The 20,392-nt window shown below is 40.1% G+C and carries 17 protein-coding genes and 2 tRNA genes; 11 read left to right on the forward strand and 8 right to left on the reverse strand.

Annotated elements, in window-relative coordinates; translation table 11 throughout:
- Positions 1–84: 84 nt before the first annotated feature.
- The 4 genes from gltX (at position 85) to AS4_RS20105 (ending at position 2,323) form a co-directional block, all read left to right on the forward strand.
- Complete coding sequence (gltX, locus tag AS4_RS20090) at positions 85–1,593, forward strand: glutamate--tRNA ligase (protein WP_096735292.1); 1,509 nt, start codon at positions 85–87, stop codon at positions 1,591–1,593.
- Between the two features lie 58 nt (positions 1,594–1,651).
- Positions 1,652–1,727: transfer RNA gene (locus AS4_RS20095), tRNA-Ala, on the forward strand.
- Positions 1,728–1,753: 26 nt separating this feature from the next.
- Positions 1,754–1,829: transfer RNA gene (locus tag AS4_RS20100), tRNA-Glu, on the forward strand.
- Positions 1,830–1,981: 152 nt separating this feature from the next.
- Positions 1,982–2,323, forward strand: coding sequence for a hypothetical protein (locus tag AS4_RS20105; RefSeq protein ID WP_004725393.1), 342 nt, complete (start codon positions 1,982–1,984; stop codon positions 2,321–2,323).
- Positions 2,324–2,363: 40 nt separating this feature from the next.
- On the opposite strand, the gene AS4_RS20110 is transcribed toward AS4_RS20105, so the two are convergent.
- A complete protein-coding gene (locus AS4_RS20110) occupies positions 2,364–3,332 on the reverse strand; it encodes a cation diffusion facilitator family transporter (protein WP_096735293.1) in 969 nt (322 codons plus the stop codon).
- Positions 3,333–3,484: 152 nt separating this feature from the next.
- On the opposite strand from AS4_RS20110, the gene AS4_RS20115 reads away from it, so the two are divergent.
- The gene (locus tag AS4_RS20115) at positions 3,485–4,285 is read left to right on the forward strand and encodes a DUF4198 domain-containing protein (RefSeq protein ID WP_096735294.1); all 801 of its coding nucleotides are present in this window, start codon (positions 3,485–3,487) and stop codon (positions 4,283–4,285) included.
- A gap of 72 nt (positions 4,286–4,357) precedes the next feature.
- On the opposite strand, the gene AS4_RS20120 is transcribed toward AS4_RS20115, so the two are convergent.
- Genes AS4_RS20120 through AS4_RS20135 form a run of 4 tightly spaced genes read right to left on the reverse strand, consistent with a single transcriptional unit; the run spans position 4,358 to position 10,744 of the window.
- Entirely contained in the window at positions 4,358–7,549 is a 3,192-nt protein-coding gene (locus AS4_RS20120) for an efflux RND transporter permease subunit (protein WP_096735295.1), read from the reverse strand.
- Positions 7,539–8,843 carry an efflux RND transporter periplasmic adaptor subunit gene (locus AS4_RS20125; RefSeq protein ID WP_096735296.1) on the reverse strand — a complete coding sequence of 435 codons (1,305 nt, stop codon included), beginning with the start codon at positions 8,841–8,843 and terminating at the stop codon, positions 7,539–7,541. The genes AS4_RS20120 and AS4_RS20125 overlap by 11 nt, the downstream gene beginning before the upstream one ends.
- A 1-nt stretch (position 8,844) precedes the next feature.
- Complete coding sequence (locus tag AS4_RS20130; protein WP_096735297.1) at positions 8,845–10,209, reverse strand: TolC family protein; 1,365 nt, start codon at positions 10,207–10,209, stop codon at positions 8,845–8,847.
- Positions 10,210–10,267: 58 nt separating this feature from the next.
- Positions 10,268–10,744 carry a cation transporter gene (locus AS4_RS20135; RefSeq protein ID WP_096735298.1) on the reverse strand — a complete coding sequence of 159 codons (477 nt, stop codon included), beginning with the start codon at positions 10,742–10,744 and terminating at the stop codon, positions 10,268–10,270.
- 267 nt (positions 10,745–11,011) lie between these two features.
- Between AS4_RS20135 and AS4_RS20140 the strand changes: the two genes are divergently transcribed.
- The 4 genes from AS4_RS20140 to AS4_RS20155 all read left to right on the forward strand — a co-directional run bounded on the left by AS4_RS20140 (position 11,012) and on the right by AS4_RS20155 (position 14,492).
- Positions 11,012–11,365 carry an SEL1-like repeat protein gene (locus AS4_RS20140; RefSeq protein ID WP_004816626.1) on the forward strand — a complete coding sequence of 118 codons (354 nt, stop codon included), beginning with the start codon at positions 11,012–11,014 and terminating at the stop codon, positions 11,363–11,365.
- A gap of 357 nt (positions 11,366–11,722) precedes the next feature.
- On the forward strand, positions 11,723–12,610 hold the full coding sequence (locus AS4_RS20145) for an SDR family NAD(P)-dependent oxidoreductase (protein WP_034616823.1): 888 nt from the start codon (positions 11,723–11,725) through the stop codon (positions 12,608–12,610).
- A 212-nt stretch (positions 12,611–12,822) separates the two neighbouring features.
- Positions 12,823–13,749 carry a DUF2167 domain-containing protein gene (locus AS4_RS20150; RefSeq protein WP_096735299.1) on the forward strand — a complete coding sequence of 309 codons (927 nt, stop codon included), beginning with the start codon at positions 12,823–12,825 and terminating at the stop codon, positions 13,747–13,749.
- The gene (locus AS4_RS20155; protein ID WP_096735300.1) at positions 13,749–14,492 is read left to right on the forward strand and encodes a hypothetical protein; all 744 of its coding nucleotides are present in this window, start codon (positions 13,749–13,751) and stop codon (positions 14,490–14,492) included. Before AS4_RS20150 ends, AS4_RS20155 begins: the two co-directional genes overlap by 1 nt.
- A gap of 29 nt (positions 14,493–14,521) precedes the next feature.
- Here AS4_RS20155 and AS4_RS20160 read toward each other — a convergent pair whose 3' ends face one another.
- Positions 14,522–15,439 carry a LysR family transcriptional regulator gene (locus AS4_RS20160; RefSeq protein WP_096735301.1) on the reverse strand — a complete coding sequence of 306 codons (918 nt, stop codon included), beginning with the start codon at positions 15,437–15,439 and terminating at the stop codon, positions 14,522–14,524.
- Positions 15,440–15,544: 105 nt separating this feature from the next.
- Here AS4_RS20160 and AS4_RS20165 point away from each other — a divergent pair, with 105 nt between their 5' ends.
- Positions 15,545–16,300 (forward strand): SDR family oxidoreductase, encoded by a 756-nt coding sequence (locus AS4_RS20165; protein ID WP_004816617.1) that lies wholly within the window; start codon positions 15,545–15,547, stop codon positions 16,298–16,300.
- Positions 16,301–16,338: 38 nt separating this feature from the next.
- Here the strand turns inward: AS4_RS20165 and AS4_RS20170 are convergent, their stop codons facing one another.
- Positions 16,339–17,430 carry an SDR family oxidoreductase gene (locus AS4_RS20170; RefSeq protein WP_096735302.1) on the reverse strand — a complete coding sequence of 364 codons (1,092 nt, stop codon included), beginning with the start codon at positions 17,428–17,430 and terminating at the stop codon, positions 16,339–16,341.
- Positions 17,431–17,529: 99 nt separating this feature from the next.
- On the opposite strand from AS4_RS20170, the gene AS4_RS20175 reads away from it, so the two are divergent.
- Positions 17,530–17,907, forward strand: a complete 378-nt coding sequence (locus AS4_RS20175; RefSeq protein WP_004725368.1) for a MerR family transcriptional regulator — start codon at positions 17,530–17,532, stop codon at positions 17,905–17,907.
- Between the two features lie 45 nt (positions 17,908–17,952).
- On the opposite strand, the gene AS4_RS20180 is transcribed toward AS4_RS20175, so the two are convergent.
- A complete protein-coding gene (locus tag AS4_RS20180; protein ID WP_096735303.1) occupies positions 17,953–20,325 on the reverse strand; it encodes a Tex family protein in 2,373 nt (790 codons plus the stop codon).
- Between the last annotated feature and the right edge of the window lie 67 nt (positions 20,326–20,392).

The following is a 20,392-nucleotide window of genomic DNA, read 5'->3' on the forward strand; positions in this document are numbered from 1 at the left end:
ATCGTTTATTGGTGAATTAACCCTTAAGCAGTTGGGCTTTTTCGTTATAATAGTTTCAATTTACATTCTGAATAATATTTAGTTATGAAAGTCCGTACTCGTATTGCACCCTCTCCAACTGGTTTTCCGCATGTAGGCACTGCCTATATCGCCTTGTTTAATTTATGCTTTGCACAACAACATGGTGGCGAATTTATTCTTCGTATTGAAGATACCGACCAACTCCGTTCAACACCTGAATCTGAAAAAATGATTTTAGATTCACTGCGTTGGTTAGGTTTAAATTGGTCAGAAGGGCCTGATATCGGCGGACCTCATGCTCCTTATCGCCAATCTGAGCGAATGGGAATCTATAAACAATATGCTTTAGAACTCGTTGAAAAAGGTCATGCCTTTTACTGTTTCGCAACGGCGGAAGAGCTTGATCAAATGCGTGCTGAACAACAAGCTCGTGGTGAAACCCCTGGTTATGACGGTCGTGGCTTAAAACTTTCCCCAGAAGAGGTACAACAGCGTTTGGCTGCGGGTGAAGCCCATGTGATCCGTATGAAAGTCCCTGAAGAAGGCGTTTGCCAATTCAATGACTTACTTCGTGGCGAAGTGGAGATCCCTTGGGCACAAGTCGACATGCAAATCCTACTCAAAACAGATGGTTTGCCAACTTATCATTTAGCCAATGTGGTCGATGACCATTTAATGGAAATCACCCATGTGATTCGTGGTGAAGAATGGATTCCATCTGCGCCAAAACACCAGTTGCTCTACCAATATTTTGGTTGGGACATGCCAACATTGTGCCATATGCCATTGCTGCGTAACCCAGACAAGTCAAAATTGTCTAAACGTAAAAATCCAACCTCAATCAACTACTACAAAGACATCGGTGTGTTACCTGAAGCCTTACTGAACTATTTAGGCCGTATGGGTTGGTCAATGCCAGATGAAAGAGAAAAATTCTCTTTGACTGAAATGATTGAACACTTTGATATTCAGCGTGTGTCTTTGGGTGGTCCAATTTTTGATGTTGAAAAACTAAACTGGCTCAATGGACAATGGATTAAAGCCCTTACCCCTGCTGAACTGTTAAATACACTTTTGGCTTGGAAATCTGATCGCCAAACTCTAGAAGATATTGCTGCGGCCATTCAACCACGTATTAACTTACTGTCTGAAGCGGTAAATTGGGCTGGTTTTTACTTCAATCAATTCCCAACATTGACCAAAGAGCAATTTGTCAGCAAAAAGTTGACTGAAGAGCAAGTTCGTCAAAGCTTGCAATTTGCAATTTGGCGTTTAGAAAGCTTGTTTACTTGGAACAACGATACTGTAAGCCAAACCTTGATGGATTTGGCGAATCAAATGGAAATCAAACTCCGTGATTTCATGCCAGCATTCTTTATCGCAATTGCTGGTTCAACATCATCTACTCCTGTGATGCAATCGATGGTCACCATTGGCCCTGATTTAACCTTTGCCCGTTTACGTCATGCACTTGAAATTGTGGGTGGCCCGAGCAAAAAAGAAGCAAAAGTTTGGGAAAAACTGAACGAAAGCATCAAATTGCCGAAAAATGATGCAGTTGATGAAGCTTAATTAAATTTTCTGTTGACGTGTGAGCGCAATATCCCTAATATTGCGCTCACACAGACTGGGGGTTATAGCTCAGTTGGTAGAGCGCTACAATGGCATTGTAGAGGTCAGGAGTTCGATCCTCCTTGACTCCACCAAAAGTTTTACCTGTGTTGCCTCACTTGTCCCTATCGTCTAGAGGCCTAGGACATCGCCCTTTCACGGCGGTAACCGGGGTTCGAATCCCCGTAGGGACGCCATATTCAAGATGGCGACATCTTTGTAAAAAACCCAAGCATAGTGACTTGGGTTTTTTATTGCCTAAATTTTGCTTTTAAGCTGCTATTCAGTCTTTTTTGCATTCTAAAATAGAACGATTAGAATATGCTTAGATTATAAATGTGGAGCCACCATGCAATACCAATGTCCAAAGTGCCAAAGTCGAAAAATCTTGCCTGTTACCCATGGGAATACACCTGCTGTACGTCCTGTTGTTCCAAAAAGCTTGGTATTTTTGATTCCATTACTGTTTATTTTATTGTTATTGGTCGTCATTAGTATTGTGATGTGGATTTTCAGCAACGGCGCAGGTCAAACATTGCAAATTGCAACCGTCGTGGTCTTCATTGCAGCTGTGATTGCAGGGGTAATGTTTTGGCGTGATCTGCCTGATTTTAAAATCTCAATGCAGTCATTTATGCAAGCCAATAAAAGCTGGAAGTGCCGTGACTGCAATCATGAGTGGCAAATCTAATCCTTCAGCTTTGCCTGATGTTCAAATCAAACCATTCACCTTAATGTGAATGGTTTTTTGCTTCATCTGTATGTGTGTCATCATCAGCATTACTGTGATCATGCCCATCTGACTCATGCGAATGCACCACACACGCATTGTCTTCAATTTGTAGCGTCATCTCAGTAATCCCATGTTGATGACTGAGCATTTCCATGACCTGTTGGTACAATTGATTCCGATCCGCTGCTGGTGCAAATAAATGTACTGTCAGATGGACATTTTTAGATGTAATGGCCCAAACCTTAAGTTGATGAATACTTTCTACGCCTTTGACGGATAAAAGATCATTACGCAATTTTTCAATATCAATTTCCTCAGGCACACCTTCCAGTAAGATATTGATACTTTGTTTTAGCAAAACCCATGTTCGTGGTAAAACCCAGAAGCCGATGAGTACAGCAATAATCGTATCCACCCACATCCAGCCAGTGAAATAAATAATTGCCCCCCCAATAACCACACCCACTGAACCGAGTGCATCACTCAATACTTCCAGATAAGCACCTTTTATATTGAGACTTTCCTTTGAACTGGAGAATAAAATCTTCATTGAAATAAGGTTAATCACCAACCCAATAACCGCCACAACCATCATACCGACACTCTGAATTTCAGGAGGTTGGCTAAAGCGCTGATACGCCTCATAAAGAATATAAATTGCAACCACAAACAACATCATGGCATTAAACAACGCTGCTAAAATTTCAAAACGCTGATAACCAAAGGTCCGTTTATCATCTGCGGGTAATTTACCAATTTTGATCGCAACCAATGCAATTGCCAATGCTGCGGCATCAGTAAACATATGTGCGGCATCGGACAATAAAGCCAAGCTTTGCGTCATAAAACCCGCAATCACTTCAACAATTAGAAAGGTACTGGTTAATGCCAATGCAAAGGTTAGTTTTTTTACATTTCCTACTGTGACGACAGCATGACTATGGTCATGCCCTTGTTGCTCGCTCATGTTGATACCTCTGATTTTGTTTTATCAAAATATTGAATATTTTTTCTATTTATTATTGATAATAATTATTATTATCAATAATAAGGTTTCTTCTATATAATGGCGACTATATTTTCCACAGTTAAAATACCCCTGTTAATGGAATATCGACAATGAAAAAATACCTCTACCTTTCTGTACTTCTTTGCTCTTATAGTTATGCACATGAACCCTATGTTGCACCTCTGGGCTATAACACCACAAATACACAAATCCCAGTGATTGCATCCTATGCTGAAGAAGCACTGAATGCAGAACATGCCATGAAACAAACCGCGCTCAATGTGATTCAACCTGATCAAAGCAAGTTACAAGTTGAAGCTGCAAGCACTTTAAAATCGGCTACGGTGTTTGACTTAGCCTTACCACAAGCAGGCACCTATCACCTGTTCAGTAAAGCGTCTTTCCCACTCAAATATGTCCAACATAATAAAGAATGGAAAATGCTTTTTGATGTCCCTGCTGAGAAAGCAGGTAAGATCGCTGAGCGCGAATATGTGATCCCTGCTGACTTTAAGAAACCGCCTGTACCGATCACCATTAACCGAGAATGGTCAATCCAAAGCTATATTTCTAAAGAAAAAACGTCACCTATTCAAAACAACACTGATGCTGCAATACAAGTCGAATTTAAAACCCATCCCAACAGCATTACTGCGCAGCAACCTGTGCAAATCTTGATTAAAAAATCAGGACAAGCACTCAAAAATGCTGAACTGCTCATCCGTGCTCAAGGGCAAACCGATAAACAAGCACAAAAAGTTCCAGTTGCTCAAGATGGTTCAGCGACAGTCACTTTTCCTTATTCAGGGCAATATTTGCTTGAAGTCAGTGAAGCATTTAACAAAACCACTCAACCTGTAAATCAAAATTACACCATCATTAGTTTAGGTGTATTGCCTGTCAGTCAATAATAAACTGTCTATACAATTTCAATGCCTCACCCTTCTTGGCTAAGAACGGTGAGGTTATTTTTAAATTAACGATCAACCATCTGTTTGTGCTTTAACTTTACGTTCATTCATCCAACGATAAATCACTGGTAAAATCACCAAAGTCAGTAAGGTGGATGACATGATGCCGCCAATCACCACGGTTGCCAGTGGACGCTGAACTTCCGCACCTGTCCCTGTAGCCAACGCCATCGGCACAAAACCTAACGATGCCACACAAGCCGTCATCAATACGGGTCTTAAACGTAAAATTGCACCTTGCCATGTGGCTTGATAAACATCGAGTTGTTGACGTAATTCCTTAATGAAGGTCAACATCACCAAACCATTTAATACCGCCACACCCGAGAGCGCGATAAAGCCCACACCAGCAGACATCGACAACGGTATACCGCGAAGCCACAGTGCAATCAAACCACCACACAGCGCAAATGGCACACCGGTAAACACCAGTAAACTCTCTTTAAAGTTATGGAAAACGGCCATCAACAGCACAAAAATAGTTATCAGTGCCAGTGGAACGACCAGTTGCATACGCGCCTTCGCAGAGGTTAGGTTTTCAAACTGCCCACCATAACTCAACCAATAACCTGCAGGCATTTCCAGTTTCGCCAAAGTCGATTGTAATTCAGTGACAAACGACCCCAAATCACGCCCTTCAACATTGGCGGTCACAACCACACGACGTTTACCATTTTCACGACTGACCTGATTAATACCCAGAATATTTTCAACTTTAGCCACATCCTGAAGTTGGATTAGACCTCCGTTTGGTGTTTGAATAGGTAAAACAGCCAAATGTTCAGGTGTACGTTGAGCATCATCTAAACGAATCACAAAGTCGAAACGACGGTCACCTTGTAAAATTTGCCCAACATTCTGACCACCAACGCTAGTCGCCACCAAGTCTTGAATCGCTCTGACCGATAAACCATATTGCGCTGCCGCAGCTTTGTTCACTTCAACATTTAAAAGTGGTAGGCCAGAAGTTTGTTCCACATTGACGGCGGTTGCACCAGTAATCCCTTTGATTTGTTGTGCAATCTTAGCGGCTTGTTGATTCAACACCTCCATATCATCGCCAAAAATCTTGATCCCTACATCACTCCGTACACCAGAAATCAATTCGTTGAAACGAAGCTCAATCGGCTGAGAAAACTCACTATTGTTTCCGGGTAAAGTACCAAGAAATGCAATCATACGTTGGCGTAGTTCATCAATGGTTTGCTTTGGATTCTTCCATTCATCACGTGGCTTTAACAGCACCACAGCATCCGAAATATTAGGCGGCATAACATCTGTTGCCACTTCTGCCGTACCTGTACGGGCAAATATGGCTTTGATTTCTGGAAACGCTTTGAGCAATAACTTTTCAGTATTCTCCTGCATACGTAAAGACTGCTCTAGGCCGGTACTTGGCGAACGCATTTGTTGTACTGCAAAATCGCCCTCACTCAAGGTGGGTGCAAATTCACTACCAATTTGAGTGGCAAGCACACCCGTTAAAAACAGAATACTCGCCGCAAGCGTAATCACTAACATCCTGAAGTTATAAGCTAAATTGAGTAGTTTTTCATATTTTTGCTTTAACCACAGCATCCAGCGACTTTCTGTTTCTTTAACTTCACCATTAACAAATAAGGCCACTGCAGCAGGGACAAAAGTAACAGAGAGAATGATTGCACCCACCAGTGCCAATACTACCGTCATAGCCATCGGGTGAAAGAGCTTGGCTTCAACACCAGACAGGGCGAAAATAGGTAAGTACACCACCAGAATAATTAATTGACCAAAGATTAAAGGGCGACGTGCCTGTTTAGCCGCAAGAAAAACTTCTTTAAAGCGTTCTGCTCGTGAAAGTAATCTGCCTTTTGCATGCTGTGCCTCTGCCAGTCGCCGAATACAGTTTTCAACAATAACGACTGCACCATCCACAATAATCCCGAAATCCAGTGCGCCTAAGCTCATCAGATTGGCACTAATTTTTTGCTCAGCCATACCCGCCAAAGTAAACAGCATCGATAATGGAATCACACATGCAGTAATCAACGCTGCACGGAAATTACCAAGAAATAGGAACAGAATAACAATAACCAGAATCGCGCCTTCTACAAGGTTCTTCTGCACTGTACTAATCGCACGTTCGACCAAAGCTGTCCGGTCATATACGGTTTGAATCACAATACCTTTCGGTAAAGACTGCTGAACTTCCTTGATTTTGGCATCCACTGATTTCGCCACAGTACGGCTATTTTCACCCATCATCATCATGGCGATACCGAGTACAGTTTCCTCGCCATTGTAAGTCGCACCACCTGTACGTAGATCATGCCCAATCGAAACAGTCGCGACATCTGCAACTCTGATCGGAAAACCATTTTTATTGCCAATGCTCACATTTTGAATATCTTCAATATTGTTCAAGGTTCCCGGAACACGTACTGTCAATTGCTGCCCGTTGGTTTCGATAAAACCAGCACCACGGTTTTCATTGTTTCCAGTTAAAGCGTTTTGTAGGTCACTGACAGGGATTTGTAATTGTTGCAAACGATTTAAATCAGGCGTGACCACATAGGTTTTATTAAACCCACCAATCGAGTTGACCTCTGCAACACCCGGAACACGTTGTAACTGTGGTCGTACAATCCAGTCCTGAATTTCACGTAAATCCATCGCGGTATAGGGCGTACCATCAGGTTTTTTCGCATTCGGCTCAGCCTTGATCACCCACTGATAAATCTCACCCAACCCTGTGGATACAGGGGACATTGTTGGTGCAATATCATCTGGCAGTTCAGTTTGGGCTTCTTGTAAGCGCTGATTAATCTGTTGTCGTGCCCAATAAATATCCGTTCCATCTTTAAAAATAATGGTCACTTGCGACAAACCATAACGGGAAATAGAACGGGTCAACTCTAGCTTGGGTAAACCTGCCATCGCAGTTTCGATGGGATAGGTGATCCTTTGTTCAACTTCTAATGCAGTAAAACCAGCCGCTTGTGTATTCACTTGCACTTGGGTATTGGTAATATCGGGTACAGCATCAATCGGTAATTTTTGATATCCATAAATCCCCACGCCAATCCATGCCACAATAAACAGCATGACCCAAATAGCATTTTTAATCGAAAATTGAATCAGTCGATCAAATAGTCCTTCAGGTTGAGGTAATGCTGAATCCGCATCTATATCTAACTTAGAATCAGAAGAATCATTAATGCCCATGGCTTGCCTCTCCTTTTTCCAATTCAGATTTTAGCAAGAAGCTGCCCTGACCTGCATATTGTTGCCCTTGGGTCAGACCAGATTTCACTTCAACCCACTGACCATCTCCTGACACCTGACCCAACACAACAGGCTGCGCAGTAAACTCGATTTTCTTATCATGTTCACTGGAAACGAAAACAACGTCTTTTCCTTCAACTTTCTGTATGGCACTTTTGAGTACACGCAATGCTTGAGCAGTACCTTGCTGTTGTAGCTGAACATTGGCCATCAAATTCGGACGTAATTCAGCTGCATTCGACAACACTTTGGCACGAACTTGTAAACGTCCTGTCTGTACATCAGCTTCACTATTTAAACTTTGAATCTGTGCTTTAAAGGTATTCCCCGTTTGCAGTGACTTAAATTCAACCTGTTGATTTGGTGCAATCGCTGAAAACTCAGAACTTGGTACAATAAATTCAAGCCATAACTGATCCAGTTGATCAATAATAAATAACTGGCTGGCAAGCTGAACATTTTCACCCATGACCAAGTCTTTTTTACTGATGATGCCTGCAATTGGTGCTGTGAGAACATAACGGCCATTACTGCTTGATGAGGCACCAAAAGCAGATAAACGTGATCTGGTCGCCTGCACCTGAATCTGTGCTTGTTTGTAGGCATTGTAAGTTCGTTGATAATCCTGCTTGGCAGAAATACCTTGTGACCATAACTGGCGCTCTCGTTCATAGTCCTGACGTGCCAGCTCTAAGCTTGTTTGTGCAACCTGTAAATTTGCCTGCTGATCCACCAGATCAGGCACCACCAAGGTCGCCAAGGCCTGCCCTTTTTGCACACGCTGTCCCAACTCAACATTGACGGCAACCACCTGTCCACTAAATGCAGGTGATACATGTGCTTGACGATCGGTATTGACCATGACTTTTGCAGGATAAGAAGCCGATTTTATAACGGTGCCCATCTCTACTTTAGCAAGTTTGATTCCTTGTTCAGTGATTTGTTGAGCGGTTAGACTAATGGCTTCATCATTCTCTTTCTCGCCACCCTCTTCTTCACTGTGCTTCGCTTCTTCCGCACCGTCTTTGGTAGTTCCCTTAGCATTTTCATCATGCGAATGTCCTTCTTCAGCATGTTCTGCTTCTTTTTCTCCGCCTTCTTTACCACTCCCTTTTTTGGTTGAAAAGAACAAACCCATCGCAATCAGGGCAGTCATCACAAGCGTAATGATGATCAGTAGGCGTTGAGAAATTTTGCCTTTCTGAAGTTTAAAAGATTTAAATTGATTCAGCATATTATTTCCCCCCACCCACGATTGGTAAAGCTTGTGTGTCCTGCCATAAACTTTGATTGATCTGTGCTAAAGCGTCTTTTGCCATGATTTGACTTGGTTCAATACCGAGACTCAGACTTTCCGCTTCAATGGCACGTTGCCAACCATCTTTTAATAATTGCACTTTTCTCAAACGCACATCTTGCAACTGTAAAGTTGCTTGTTGCACATCGGTAACGGCAAATTTACCCACAGTAAAACCCAGCAAAGTTTTACGTTGAACCTGAGCTGCAAGCGGAATCTGAGACTCATCGACTGCTTTAAACTGCACTTCCAGTCCTTGTAATTCAGTCAACAAAGTTCCCACCTGCAAAGCATTTTGACGGAGATAAAACTCCTGTTGTCTGCTAAGTAAATCCTGCTTTGCCTGCGCAATTTGCACACCATACTGCTGGCGGTTGAAAATATTTAATGGGATAGAAACCCCCACAACTAAAGCATTGTCAGTCGAGGTTTCAGGTGATCGAGTACGATTCACGCCTAAATTCACAGTTGGATTAGGCCGTGCCGAAGCTTTTAATTGCGCCACTGTCGCTTTTGCTTGCAACACCTGTAACTGACGGGATTTTTCAAAAAGATTGTCCGCGAGATATTCTTGTACCTGTTGGTGTGTCGAAGACGGCCATAAAGATTGAGGATTTAAACCGATACGAATCGATTTATCAGCATCCCCCCAAAGGTTGGACAATTGCTGCTTGGCAACTTGCACCTGCAAATCGGCTTGACGATATAAGCGAGCATTTTCTGCATGACTCAGTCTGGCACGATCTACATCAACCTGAGCGACACTCCCCGCTTGATAGCGCTTCTGAATCGCATTCAGATTTTCTTCACTGACGTTGAGCTGTTCTTGGACCACGTTGCGTTCTAACTCAAAAATCGCCAGCTGTGACCATTGGTATTTCACAGCCAATTCAAGTTGAGCCTGATAAATTCGCTGATTTAAGTCACTTTGATCTTTTGAGAGTTGTGCCAACCTCTGTGCTGACTTACGTTCACCAAAAATATCCAATCGTTGAGAAACACCAATTGAAAGCTCTTGATCTTGATTAGAACCAAAACCCGTTTGCGATACGGATAACTCTGGATTTGTCCACAGTTTTGCTTGTTTAATGTTCGCTGTTGCAATTTGCTGCTGCGTTTGCCAGACATTCTGCGTTTGCTGATATTGCTCAGTTTTTGCAATTGCCTGTTGTAAGGTTAATGCTTGAGATGTGTTGTCTGCCCAACTAAGAGATGAGATCACACTCAACATCAGTGCACTGAGCAAAGACGGCCTAAAACCAAATACAGGCTTTTGTACTAAATTACGTATTTCTTTTGACATAAAAATGCCCCACTAAATTAAACCATTAGCGGTGGGCAATCTTTTTGGCTACCCCACCTTATAGCGGGGATGAGAGAGGCGGAGGATTAGGCAAATATAGATCAGGTGACTGGTACAAATTATTCCAGCCAATAAAGCGAGATTCAGGGTAGCCTATAAACTTAGGCTGCGCTGTTTGTTGCTGATCATCAACCACAATAAAATGCGCAAAGGAAGGCAAATGGTCACGATGATCATCATTTATATGATTCAGGAAATCACTGGAACGCACATCATGTTGGTGTGCTGATAATTGTTTGAATGCGGACTGATCTGAAATCGGTTTATCTATCCCATACACATCCAATAGCTGCGGATGCTGCTGCTGATCCTGAGTACAATCAGGTGCATTATGGTGTCCAAAATGCTGATTCATCAGACTTTGCGATGGAAGTGTAGTGCTTTCATGATCACAAAAAGCTGCCGCTACATTCCAAAGACTTTGGAACATAAACAAACTAAGCAAGACTGTGATGAAAACACTTGAGCGTTTCACAGATTCTATCCGAAATCAAAAAACAACCTAAATATAGCAAATTTTCTCAATGTAATAAAATTACAGTGCGTGATTTAATCATTTAAATAAAAATTGTTGGTTTGTTAAATAATGTATTTTTTAACAAATGTGTAAAAATCGCAATTGACAAATTACATTTAACTATTTGCAAAGTGTAAAAAATCAGCTAGATTAATTATATCTAATCATTTTTTTGTGATTAGCAGTCTCTTTTACTTTGTTAATGGATTAGCAAGGAGGTTGTATATGTTGGTACATATTTTTAACCGTTTTTTAGGAGATTCAACATCTCGTCGAGCATTTGAACAGAATGCTTCCGAAGCTGCTCTCGAAAAAGCGCAAGCACATCATTTTGAAGATCAAAATCTAAGTTTAGATGAAATCGCAAATCGTAATGCGATGTGGTGCTATTTAAGAGCTGCTTTGCGTGGAGATCAAGAAGCTCAGTATAAAATGGGACTCAGCTACTTAAATGGACAACTTGGGTTAGACCGAAGTTATAGTCATGCAGAAAAGTGGCTTGAACAAGCTGCACATCAAGGTCATACCCACGCCAAAGAACAATTAAAAAAAGCATATGATGAGCTTGCTTTTTCATAAATCATGATAAAAATATTACATATATCCATCTATAAACAGAGTTGAAATCAACTCTGTTTACTTAAAAATATATTCAAATTTTCAAGTGAATTTATTTGGTTATGTTTTATACAACAAGATTGATTTTTTGCTTTTAATACTCATTTTTATATGGTAAAAATCACGAAATAAGTAAAAATATAATAGAGTATTTACTCTAAAAATATTTTATAAATTCAGTCACTTAATACTAGTATTTTTATTTTTTTTGTATATTATTGCCTTCCAACAAAAGTGATCATCTTTTAAACAAAGACCCAATCACCCGAAACAAAAAATACAGCATATATTTATGCCAGTAGAATCAGGAAAATAGCTATGAATCAAAAATTAGAGCAACTTTTTCAAAAAAAGGTTCAAGGTAAAATTGCACTAATCACAGGTGCATCTAGTGGTATCGGTTTAACGGTTGCAAAAAAACTCGCAGCAGCAGGCGCGCATGTACTTTTAGTCTCTCGTACTGAAGAAACATTGAAAGAAGTCCAAGCTGAAATTCAGGCTGAAGGTGGACAGGCTGATATTTTCCCTTGCGACCTAAATGATATGGATGCAATTGATGAAGTGTCTAAACAAATCATTGCCTCTGTTGATCATATTGATATTTTGATCAATAACGCAGGACGCTCAATTCGTCGCGCGGTACATGAGTCTGTTGACCGTTTCCATGATTTTGAACGTACGATGCAGCTAAATTACTTTGGTGCAGTTCGTTTAGTCTTGAATATTTTACCGCAAATGATGGTTCGCAAAGACGGTCAAATTATCAATATCAGTTCAATTGGTGTTTTGGCAAATGCAACTCGCTTCTCTGCTTATGTTGCATCAAAAGCAGCATTGGATGCATTTAGCCGTTGTTTATCTGCGGAAGTTCATTCACATAAAATTGCAATTACTTCAGTCTATATGCCTTTAGTGCGTACGCCGATGATTGCACCGACTAAAATTTATAAATATGTACCAACACTTTCGCCTGAACAAGCAGCAGATTTAGTGGCTTATGCGATTGTGAAACGTCCGAAGAAAGTTGCGACAAACTTAGGCCGTTTAGCCTCTATTACGTATTCGATTGCACCTGGAATCAATAATAAATTAATGTCGATTGGCTTTAATTTGTTCCCAAGTTCGACGGCATCTGTAGGTGAGCAACAAAAATTAAATCTGGTACAAAGAGCATATGCTCGTTTGTTCCCTGGTGAACATTGGTAATTTAAGCCACTGAACGGATATTTTACTGAGTAGACTATCCGTTCAAACACAAATATTGAAAACCTTGAATAAATAAAATAATATTAGAAAAACTAAGCACTAAGAATAACTTCACACATTCAATATTAAAGAAAAAATCATTGATTTTAAATTTAACAACACGAAGCTATTCAAATAATCAGAGACATAACCAATTAGAAAATGAGACCACCATGTTAAAAAAACAATTTAACTTAAAGCTTCAACCTGTTACCTATGCCGTTTTGCTTTGTCTAAGTTTAAGCACGAGCACACTCATACCTGTTTATAGTTATGCGGAAACGACCACAACAGAACAAAGCACGACACCTGACCAAAGTACACAAACCCAACAAGAAAGCCCGTATTCCAAACTGAATTGGCAAATTGGACCCAAAAAGGAAAATCTTGCTGACGTCGCCACCCTAAACACAATTAAAGGTGATGGTTTTCTTGATATTTCAAATTCAGATAAATTTTTAGAGCTTACTGGTAATCTCACTTCAGGCAGTACCAATGTACTGGTCGCAGAGGATGATTCATGGTGGGCGACCTTTGACTTTGAACCGTCAGGCTACGTCAAAGATGATGAGAAAATTGATGCTGATGCATTGTTAAAAGAATTAAAATCTTATGATGAAGCAGCCAATGCTGAACGAGTGCGTTTAGGGCTTGATAAACTTTATACAGACAGTTGGGCTGTCCCTCCAAAATATGATCCTGTATCTAAACATCTTGAATGGGCATTAAAAGTCCGTGGTGAAGATAATATGGAAACCATAAACTATACCGTACGTCTTCTGGGGCGTACCGGTGTAATGAGTGCAACCTTGGTATCTGATCCTGAAAATCTAGATAGAAATATTCAAGCCTTTAAAAATTCCATCAAAGGCTTCCAATATAACTCAGGCGAACGTTATACCGAATTCCAAGCAGGCGACAAAGTAGCAGAATATGGTCTAGCCGCTTTAGTGGTAGGTGGTGCTGCCGCCGTTGCGACTAAAAAAGGTTTTTGGGCGGTCATTGCTGCTTTCTTTGCAGCGACTTGGAAGTTTATCCTTGTTGGCGTTGCTGCTTGCATTGGTTTTATCGGGAAGATTTTTAAAAGAAATAAAGAATAATGATCGCATTTGATTATCTTATTATTTTGGGTTTAGTCGGATTTTATCTCTATGATTCGGCTAAACTTTGTTTCTATAATGAATTTTATCTTCTCAACGGTTTTACCGCAAAGTTTAAGTCACAGATGCTGGTCAATCACATCAGCATCTTCAAAAAATTTCTGATTATTCCTCAGCCATTTTGCCCACATTATTTATGCTTTAAAGTTCGCTGGCAACTGACCCATCATCAAGACCAGCAACAAGTTGCGGACAACGAGATCGGGGCTATTCTAAATCTACAAAAGATCTTAAAACCGTTGCAGCCGATGATTTATTTAAATACAGTGTTAACACTGGTTTTATTACCTATTGCATTGATTTATAAAAGCAGTTATCTATATTTAGCAATTTTAATCCTGAGCATTTATGCGATTAACCTGATCAATATCACTTGGATTTTTATTCAACGAAAACAACTACACTTGTCCAACTTAAAATTCAGCTATCTTTTCATCGATGCACTACTTTGTCCGCCTTTTGCATTAAACCTCCTGCAAAAGATTAGTCTAAATTATGATTTTAAGACAGATGCAATTACCCTCTCTCAACATTTATTACAAGCAGATGATTTTCAAGCCTTGTTGTCTCAAACGATTGCAGATATTGAATTACTCAAAAATAATCATGACTCAGAACAAGTGGTCATTGAACAATTAACACTTAAACAAAACTACCTGACCAATCTATTAAGCCCACCTTGAGTACCAAAGCTATTACTCAGCAACAATTTTCACGATTTAAACGACAACAGCTCAGTATGATTCGCAAGCTTCTGTTTCAGTAAATTCTCTAACCAATCAATAAAGAATTGAAAATATACGGGTCGATATTTTCTTTCTAAAAAAAGAAAATTGATGGGTATTTTTAGACATGCTTCGTGCTCAAATATTCTGGTTAATCTTTTGGTCTCGATAAACGGGATTGCATCAAAAGCTGGAATCTGAATAATCCCCAACCCTTGCAAACCCGCATGTAAATAACTTTCGGTATCCTCAACTGAAAGTTGGTAAGGAAGTTTGATCTGGCTATCTTTAAATACCAGACTTCCAAAATCTGAATCCATATTTTTCATTTGATAACCAATCATAATATGCTGATTTAACGGCGCTGTTTCTAGAGCGTTCTCCAATGTATTTAAATATTCTGGAGCAGCAACCGTATATAAATCAACGTTTGCGATGGGTCTCACAATTAGATTTTCATTCATCACATTTCCAACACGAAGCACACAATCTAGTCGTTGTTCAATTAAATCTGAATAATGATCGTGGCTATAAATTGAGACTTTAATATTGGGGTATTTTGCATAAAATTCATGCAGATTAGGGAGAAGATATTGGGTTGCAATTCTTAATGGTAAGCCAATTTTAACTTGCCCCTTATATTGACGGTTTTTTAATTTAAACTTATTCAGCCCTTCAGCCTGAAAAATCAATTGTTGAACTTCTTTAAGAAACTGAACCCCATCATTGGTTAAGTTAACTTTTCGCGTGGTCCGATTAAACAACAATACTTGATATTCTTTTTCTAAGCCTTGTATTGCATAGGTAATTGTTGAACGTGGCAGATCCAGTGCTTTAGCAACTTGGGCAAATGAATGCTTTTCTGCAACTAAGCAAAAAATTTTTAGCCGTTCAATTTTATCCATTTATTATTCAATTTTTTCAAACAATCTATTCGATTCTAATCACTATTTAGAATAAAAAATAGCTTTTAGAATTTCAGCATCATTTATCGAAACTGGAAAATAACAATGGCACAGCACAATTTAAAAGACAAAACAGTGATTATTACAGGTGGTGCTAAAAACCTAGGTGGTTTGATCGCACGTAAATTTGCAGAACAAGGTGCAAATCTTGTCATTCACTACAACAGCCTAGAAACCCAAAGAGATGCCGAAGAAACACTAAAAGCCGTTGAACAACTTGGCGTTAATGCAACCTTGATACAAGCAGACCTCTCTAATATTCAAAATATCGAAACATTGTTCATCAAAGCCAAAGAAATCTTTGGTGGGGTCGATATCGCGATTAATACCGTAGGGCGAGTACTCAAAAAACCATTGATTGAAACAACTGAACAAGAGTTTGATTCGATGAATGACATTAACAATAAAATTGCCTATTTCTTCATTCAGTCTGCGGGTAAACATCTTAACAATGGTGGAAAAATTTGTTCTATCGTGACCAGTCTTTTAGCAGCCTACACAGGATTATATTCAACCTATGAAGGCTTAAAAGCACCTGTGGAGCACTATACACGTGCAGCATCGAAAGAGTACGGCGATCGCGGTATTTCCGTCACTGCTGTTGCACCTGGTCCAATGGACACGCCATTTTTCTACGGTCAAGAAGCGCCTGAAGCGGTGGCCTATCATAAATCTGCCTCTGCACTGGGTGGTCTAACCAAGATTGAAGATATTGAACCTTTGGTACGCTTTTTAGTGACAGAGGGTTGGTGGATTACAGGTCAGACTATTTTTGCCAATGGTGGTTATACAACACGTTAATCATAAACTGCCCATTTATTGAAATGGGCAATTTATTGCTAGATCTGATGATTCCGATCCACCCATTCTGCAGTCAGTGCAATGCTCTGTTTAAGATTGGTTTCTGGTATTTGCCATTTCTGATTTAATGTTAAAAATTGATCCATATTTAATTGCTCAGTTCGGATGAAATTCAACATCTCAGCAGATAGATCCAGCTTTTGAGCAAGCCACTTCCATTTTAAAATCACTTTTAAAATGCTCAGCGAGACGAAATATTGCGGTGCTTTTAGATTTAATCTGTGAGCTGCATTATGAATAAGCGCTTGTAAAGAAATCTGAGTGGGATTGGCAATCAATATAGCTTGGTGACTTGCAAGTTGATCCTGTGATGCTTTGCATATCGCATTGACCAACATTGTCACGGAAACCAAAGGTAAATAATGCTGAGGGGTTGCAGGAATTGCGGTCATTTTACCCTGTTTAAGCTGGGTAATCAGGTGAGCAATTGGCTGGTTGTCTGCAATTTCACCAGAATTTTCATCCCCTACCACTGTTGCAGGATGAATCACTGTCCAGTCAATTTTCAACTGTTGAGCGCATTTCACCCACGCAAAATGAGCTTCAATTTTAGAAGCCTCATAAGCACCCAGTTTTTGGTACACCTGCCTCCAATTCGTACTCTCGATATTTTCTAAACAGACTCCAGCATCCTGTAAGTGCTGAGTGAGTGTCAACATATAGCCAGAAAGATGAATTGCCCGTTTCAATTGGCAATGTTCATTCACACATTCAAGTAAATTGATTAAACCCTTAACATTGACTTCCCTTGCCTGTTGTATTGAAAGGTTCCATGCAAATAATGCACTGGTATTAAATAAATAATTTACCTCAGCAAGCCGTTTCCAATCTTCAACTAAAATACCCAAATCAGGCAAGGTAACATCGCCTTGTAGACAGAATAATTTTTGATGGTTTATTCCTTGTTTTTCCAGCCACATTCTCAAACTCGGCTCTTGCTGATCGAGACGACGGCACAAGGCAAAAACTTGGTCATTGCTTTGAAGTAATCGCGCTACAAGAAATTTACCAATAAACCCTGTTGCACCAACCACCAAGGCAACTTTTTCTACACTTTGATTATTTTGCATCACTTTATACACCCTTTATATGCTCGCACTTAAGCTAAAGGATGGAGTACACTCCACAGTCAAGTGTTTCTTGCAAATACATAAAATTTGGAGCAAGTGATGTTAATCGGTGAATTATCAGAGCAATTAAATCTCAGTCGGGATACCATTCGTTTTTATGAAAAGCTTGATCTTATCCGCCCATTGACACGAAATAATGGTTATAAGGATTATTCAAAACAAGACTTACAGCAATTACAACTGATTCAAGTCGCTAAAAATCTAGGTTTTACTTTGGCTGAAATTAAACAGATTTTAGACTTGGTCAACGTTAATGAAATTCCAGCAGAACAATTTCATATGATTTTAAAAGACAAGCTCAGTGTCATTGGTGAAAAAATTCTCCAATTACAGAATATTCAGAATCTACTTGAAAATCTTGTGGTCGGAGAAGCATGTCCATTTAAAAAAGATTGTGATCTTTCTGCAATTGTCTAATCCATAAAAAAACCGCCTTACGGCGGTTTTTTTATGGATTAGAGCTTATTTAGACCCTTTAATCCCTGCTTGTAATAACAACGCACCTAAACCACCAATTTTGTTTTCTTGAGGTTTAGCTGCTTGTGGTTTCTTGTCATGACGTGGTGCTTTGTCTTTATTATCATGGTTTGGACGACCTTGCTGTGGACGTTTACCCTGAGGCTTACGCTCACCACGTTGATCATTGTTATTGAACTCACGCTTTTGACGTGGTGCTTTAGCTGGTGCTTCCGAACCTTCTGGGCGCATCGATAAATTCACACGATTTCGCTCAGCATCTACAGTCAATACACGTACTTGTACGATTTGCCCTGGTTTCACCACTTTATGTGGATCAGAAACAAATTCATTGGCAAGTTCTGAAATATGTATTAGACCATCTTGATGTACACCAACATCGACGAATGCACCGAAGTTAGTCACATTGGTAATCACACCCTCAAGCTGCATTCCTTCAGTCAATTGACTGACTTCAGTGATATCTTCACGGAATTTTGCTGTACGGAATTCTGGACGAGGGTCACGACCTGGTTTTTCCAACTCGCTTAACACGTCTTGAATTGTGGGTAGACCAAATTTGTCGTCAGCAAAATCTTCTGCTTTCACTTGACGAATAATTTCAGTATTACCAATGATATCTTTCACTGTGGTCGCTTTTGCTTCAACAATTTTGTTGACCAAACCATACGATTCAGGGTGAACAGATGATGCATCTAAAGGTTCTGAACCATCTTGAATACGTAAGAAACCCGCAGCTTGCTCAAAGGTACGCTCGCCTAAACGTGGTACATTTTTCAATGCTTGACGATTGTCAAAACGACCATTTTCTTTACGATAATCTACAATTTGCTGCGCAATGGCTTTATTTAAACCTGCGATATAGCCCAAGATTGCTGGAGAGGCTGTATTTACATCTACACCTACCGCATTCACACAGTCTTCAACCACAGCATCTAATGTTTTTGCCAAATTGGTTTGATTCACATCATGCTGATATTGACCTACACCAATAGATTTAGGGTCAATTTTTACCAGTTCAGCCAATGGATCTTGTAAACGGCGGGCAATTGAAACAGCGCCACGAATCGCAACATCAAGCTCAGGCAGTTCAGCAGAAGCCAATTCTGATGCGGAGTAAACAGATGCACCCGCTTCACTTACTGAAACACGCGTTAATGTAAGATCCGCATTTTCAGCCATCATTTCTGCAACAACAGCTTCAGTTTCACGACTCGCAGTACCATTGCCAATCGCGATTAAATCCACATTAAATTCACGGCAAAGACGTGCAAGTTCAGCAATCGAGCCGGCTTTATCTTCTTTTGGTGCAAATGGATAAATCGTGCTATGTGCAAGCACATCACCTGAATTTGAAACAACCGCCAGTTTTACCCCTGTACGAATACCAGGGTCAACACCTAAAGTTGTACGCGAACCTGCAGGTGCAGAAAGCAACAAATGACGTAAGTTTTCTGCAAACACATCCATTGCTTCTGATTCAGCTGCAAGGCGTTTTTCAGTCAACAAAGAATGCTCAATCGTTGGGCGAATTTTACCTAACCAAAACAGCTTTGCGATTTGCTTTAAGAAATCTTGACGTGCTTGTGGTTGCACACTTTCAAGCGCGTATTCAGTTTCAATACGTGCAAGTGGTGCATGATCATCACCATCAACTTTAAGACCCAATACATTTTCTTGGCGGCCGCGTAGCATTGCCAATAAACGATGCGAAGGCACTTTATTTAAATTTTCAGAGAAATCAAAGTAATCACGGAATTTCTTACCGACTTCTTTTTTCTCATCAGACGCCACTAAACTTTTTAACACCGCTGTTTTGGCAAATGTTGATTTAAGTTCCGTGGTTAATGAAATATTTTGTGCCCAGTCATCAATGATGATGTGTTGAATCGCGTCTAATTGGCTTTCAACATCTGGGTATTCTTCGTGGCTAAAACCAGCCAAAGCTTCAGTCGGATCAATTTGCTCTGCGATAATTTTCTCAGCAAATTCCCCTAAACCTGCTTCTCTCGCTTTGAATGATTTACTGGTACGTTTTGGACGGTACGGTGCGTAAAGTTCTTCTAATGCATTTTTTGTTTCAGCGCCATTTACCCGAGCAAGTAAGTCATCAGAGAGCTTATTTTGTTCTTTTAATGATTCGATTACTTTTTCACGGCGTTCAAATAAATCACGTAGATAAACAAGGCGTGTATCAAGTTGGCGTAATTGGATGTCGTCTAAGCCTTGCGTTACTTCTTTACGGTAACGTGCAATAAATGGAACACTAGAGCCTTCATCTATCAGTTTAATGGCAGCTTCTACTTGGTTTGGACGTACGGCAAGTTCACTTGCCAACTGCTGAACTAAGTCAGTCATCGTGTTTAATTCCACAAGGATAAGGACTAAAAGTTAGTGATTATAAAGACCAAGACCATAAAATCCA

The organism is Acinetobacter guillouiae, assembly GCF_002370525.2.
Classification (GTDB): Bacteria; Pseudomonadota; Gammaproteobacteria; order Pseudomonadales; family Moraxellaceae; genus Acinetobacter; species Acinetobacter guillouiae.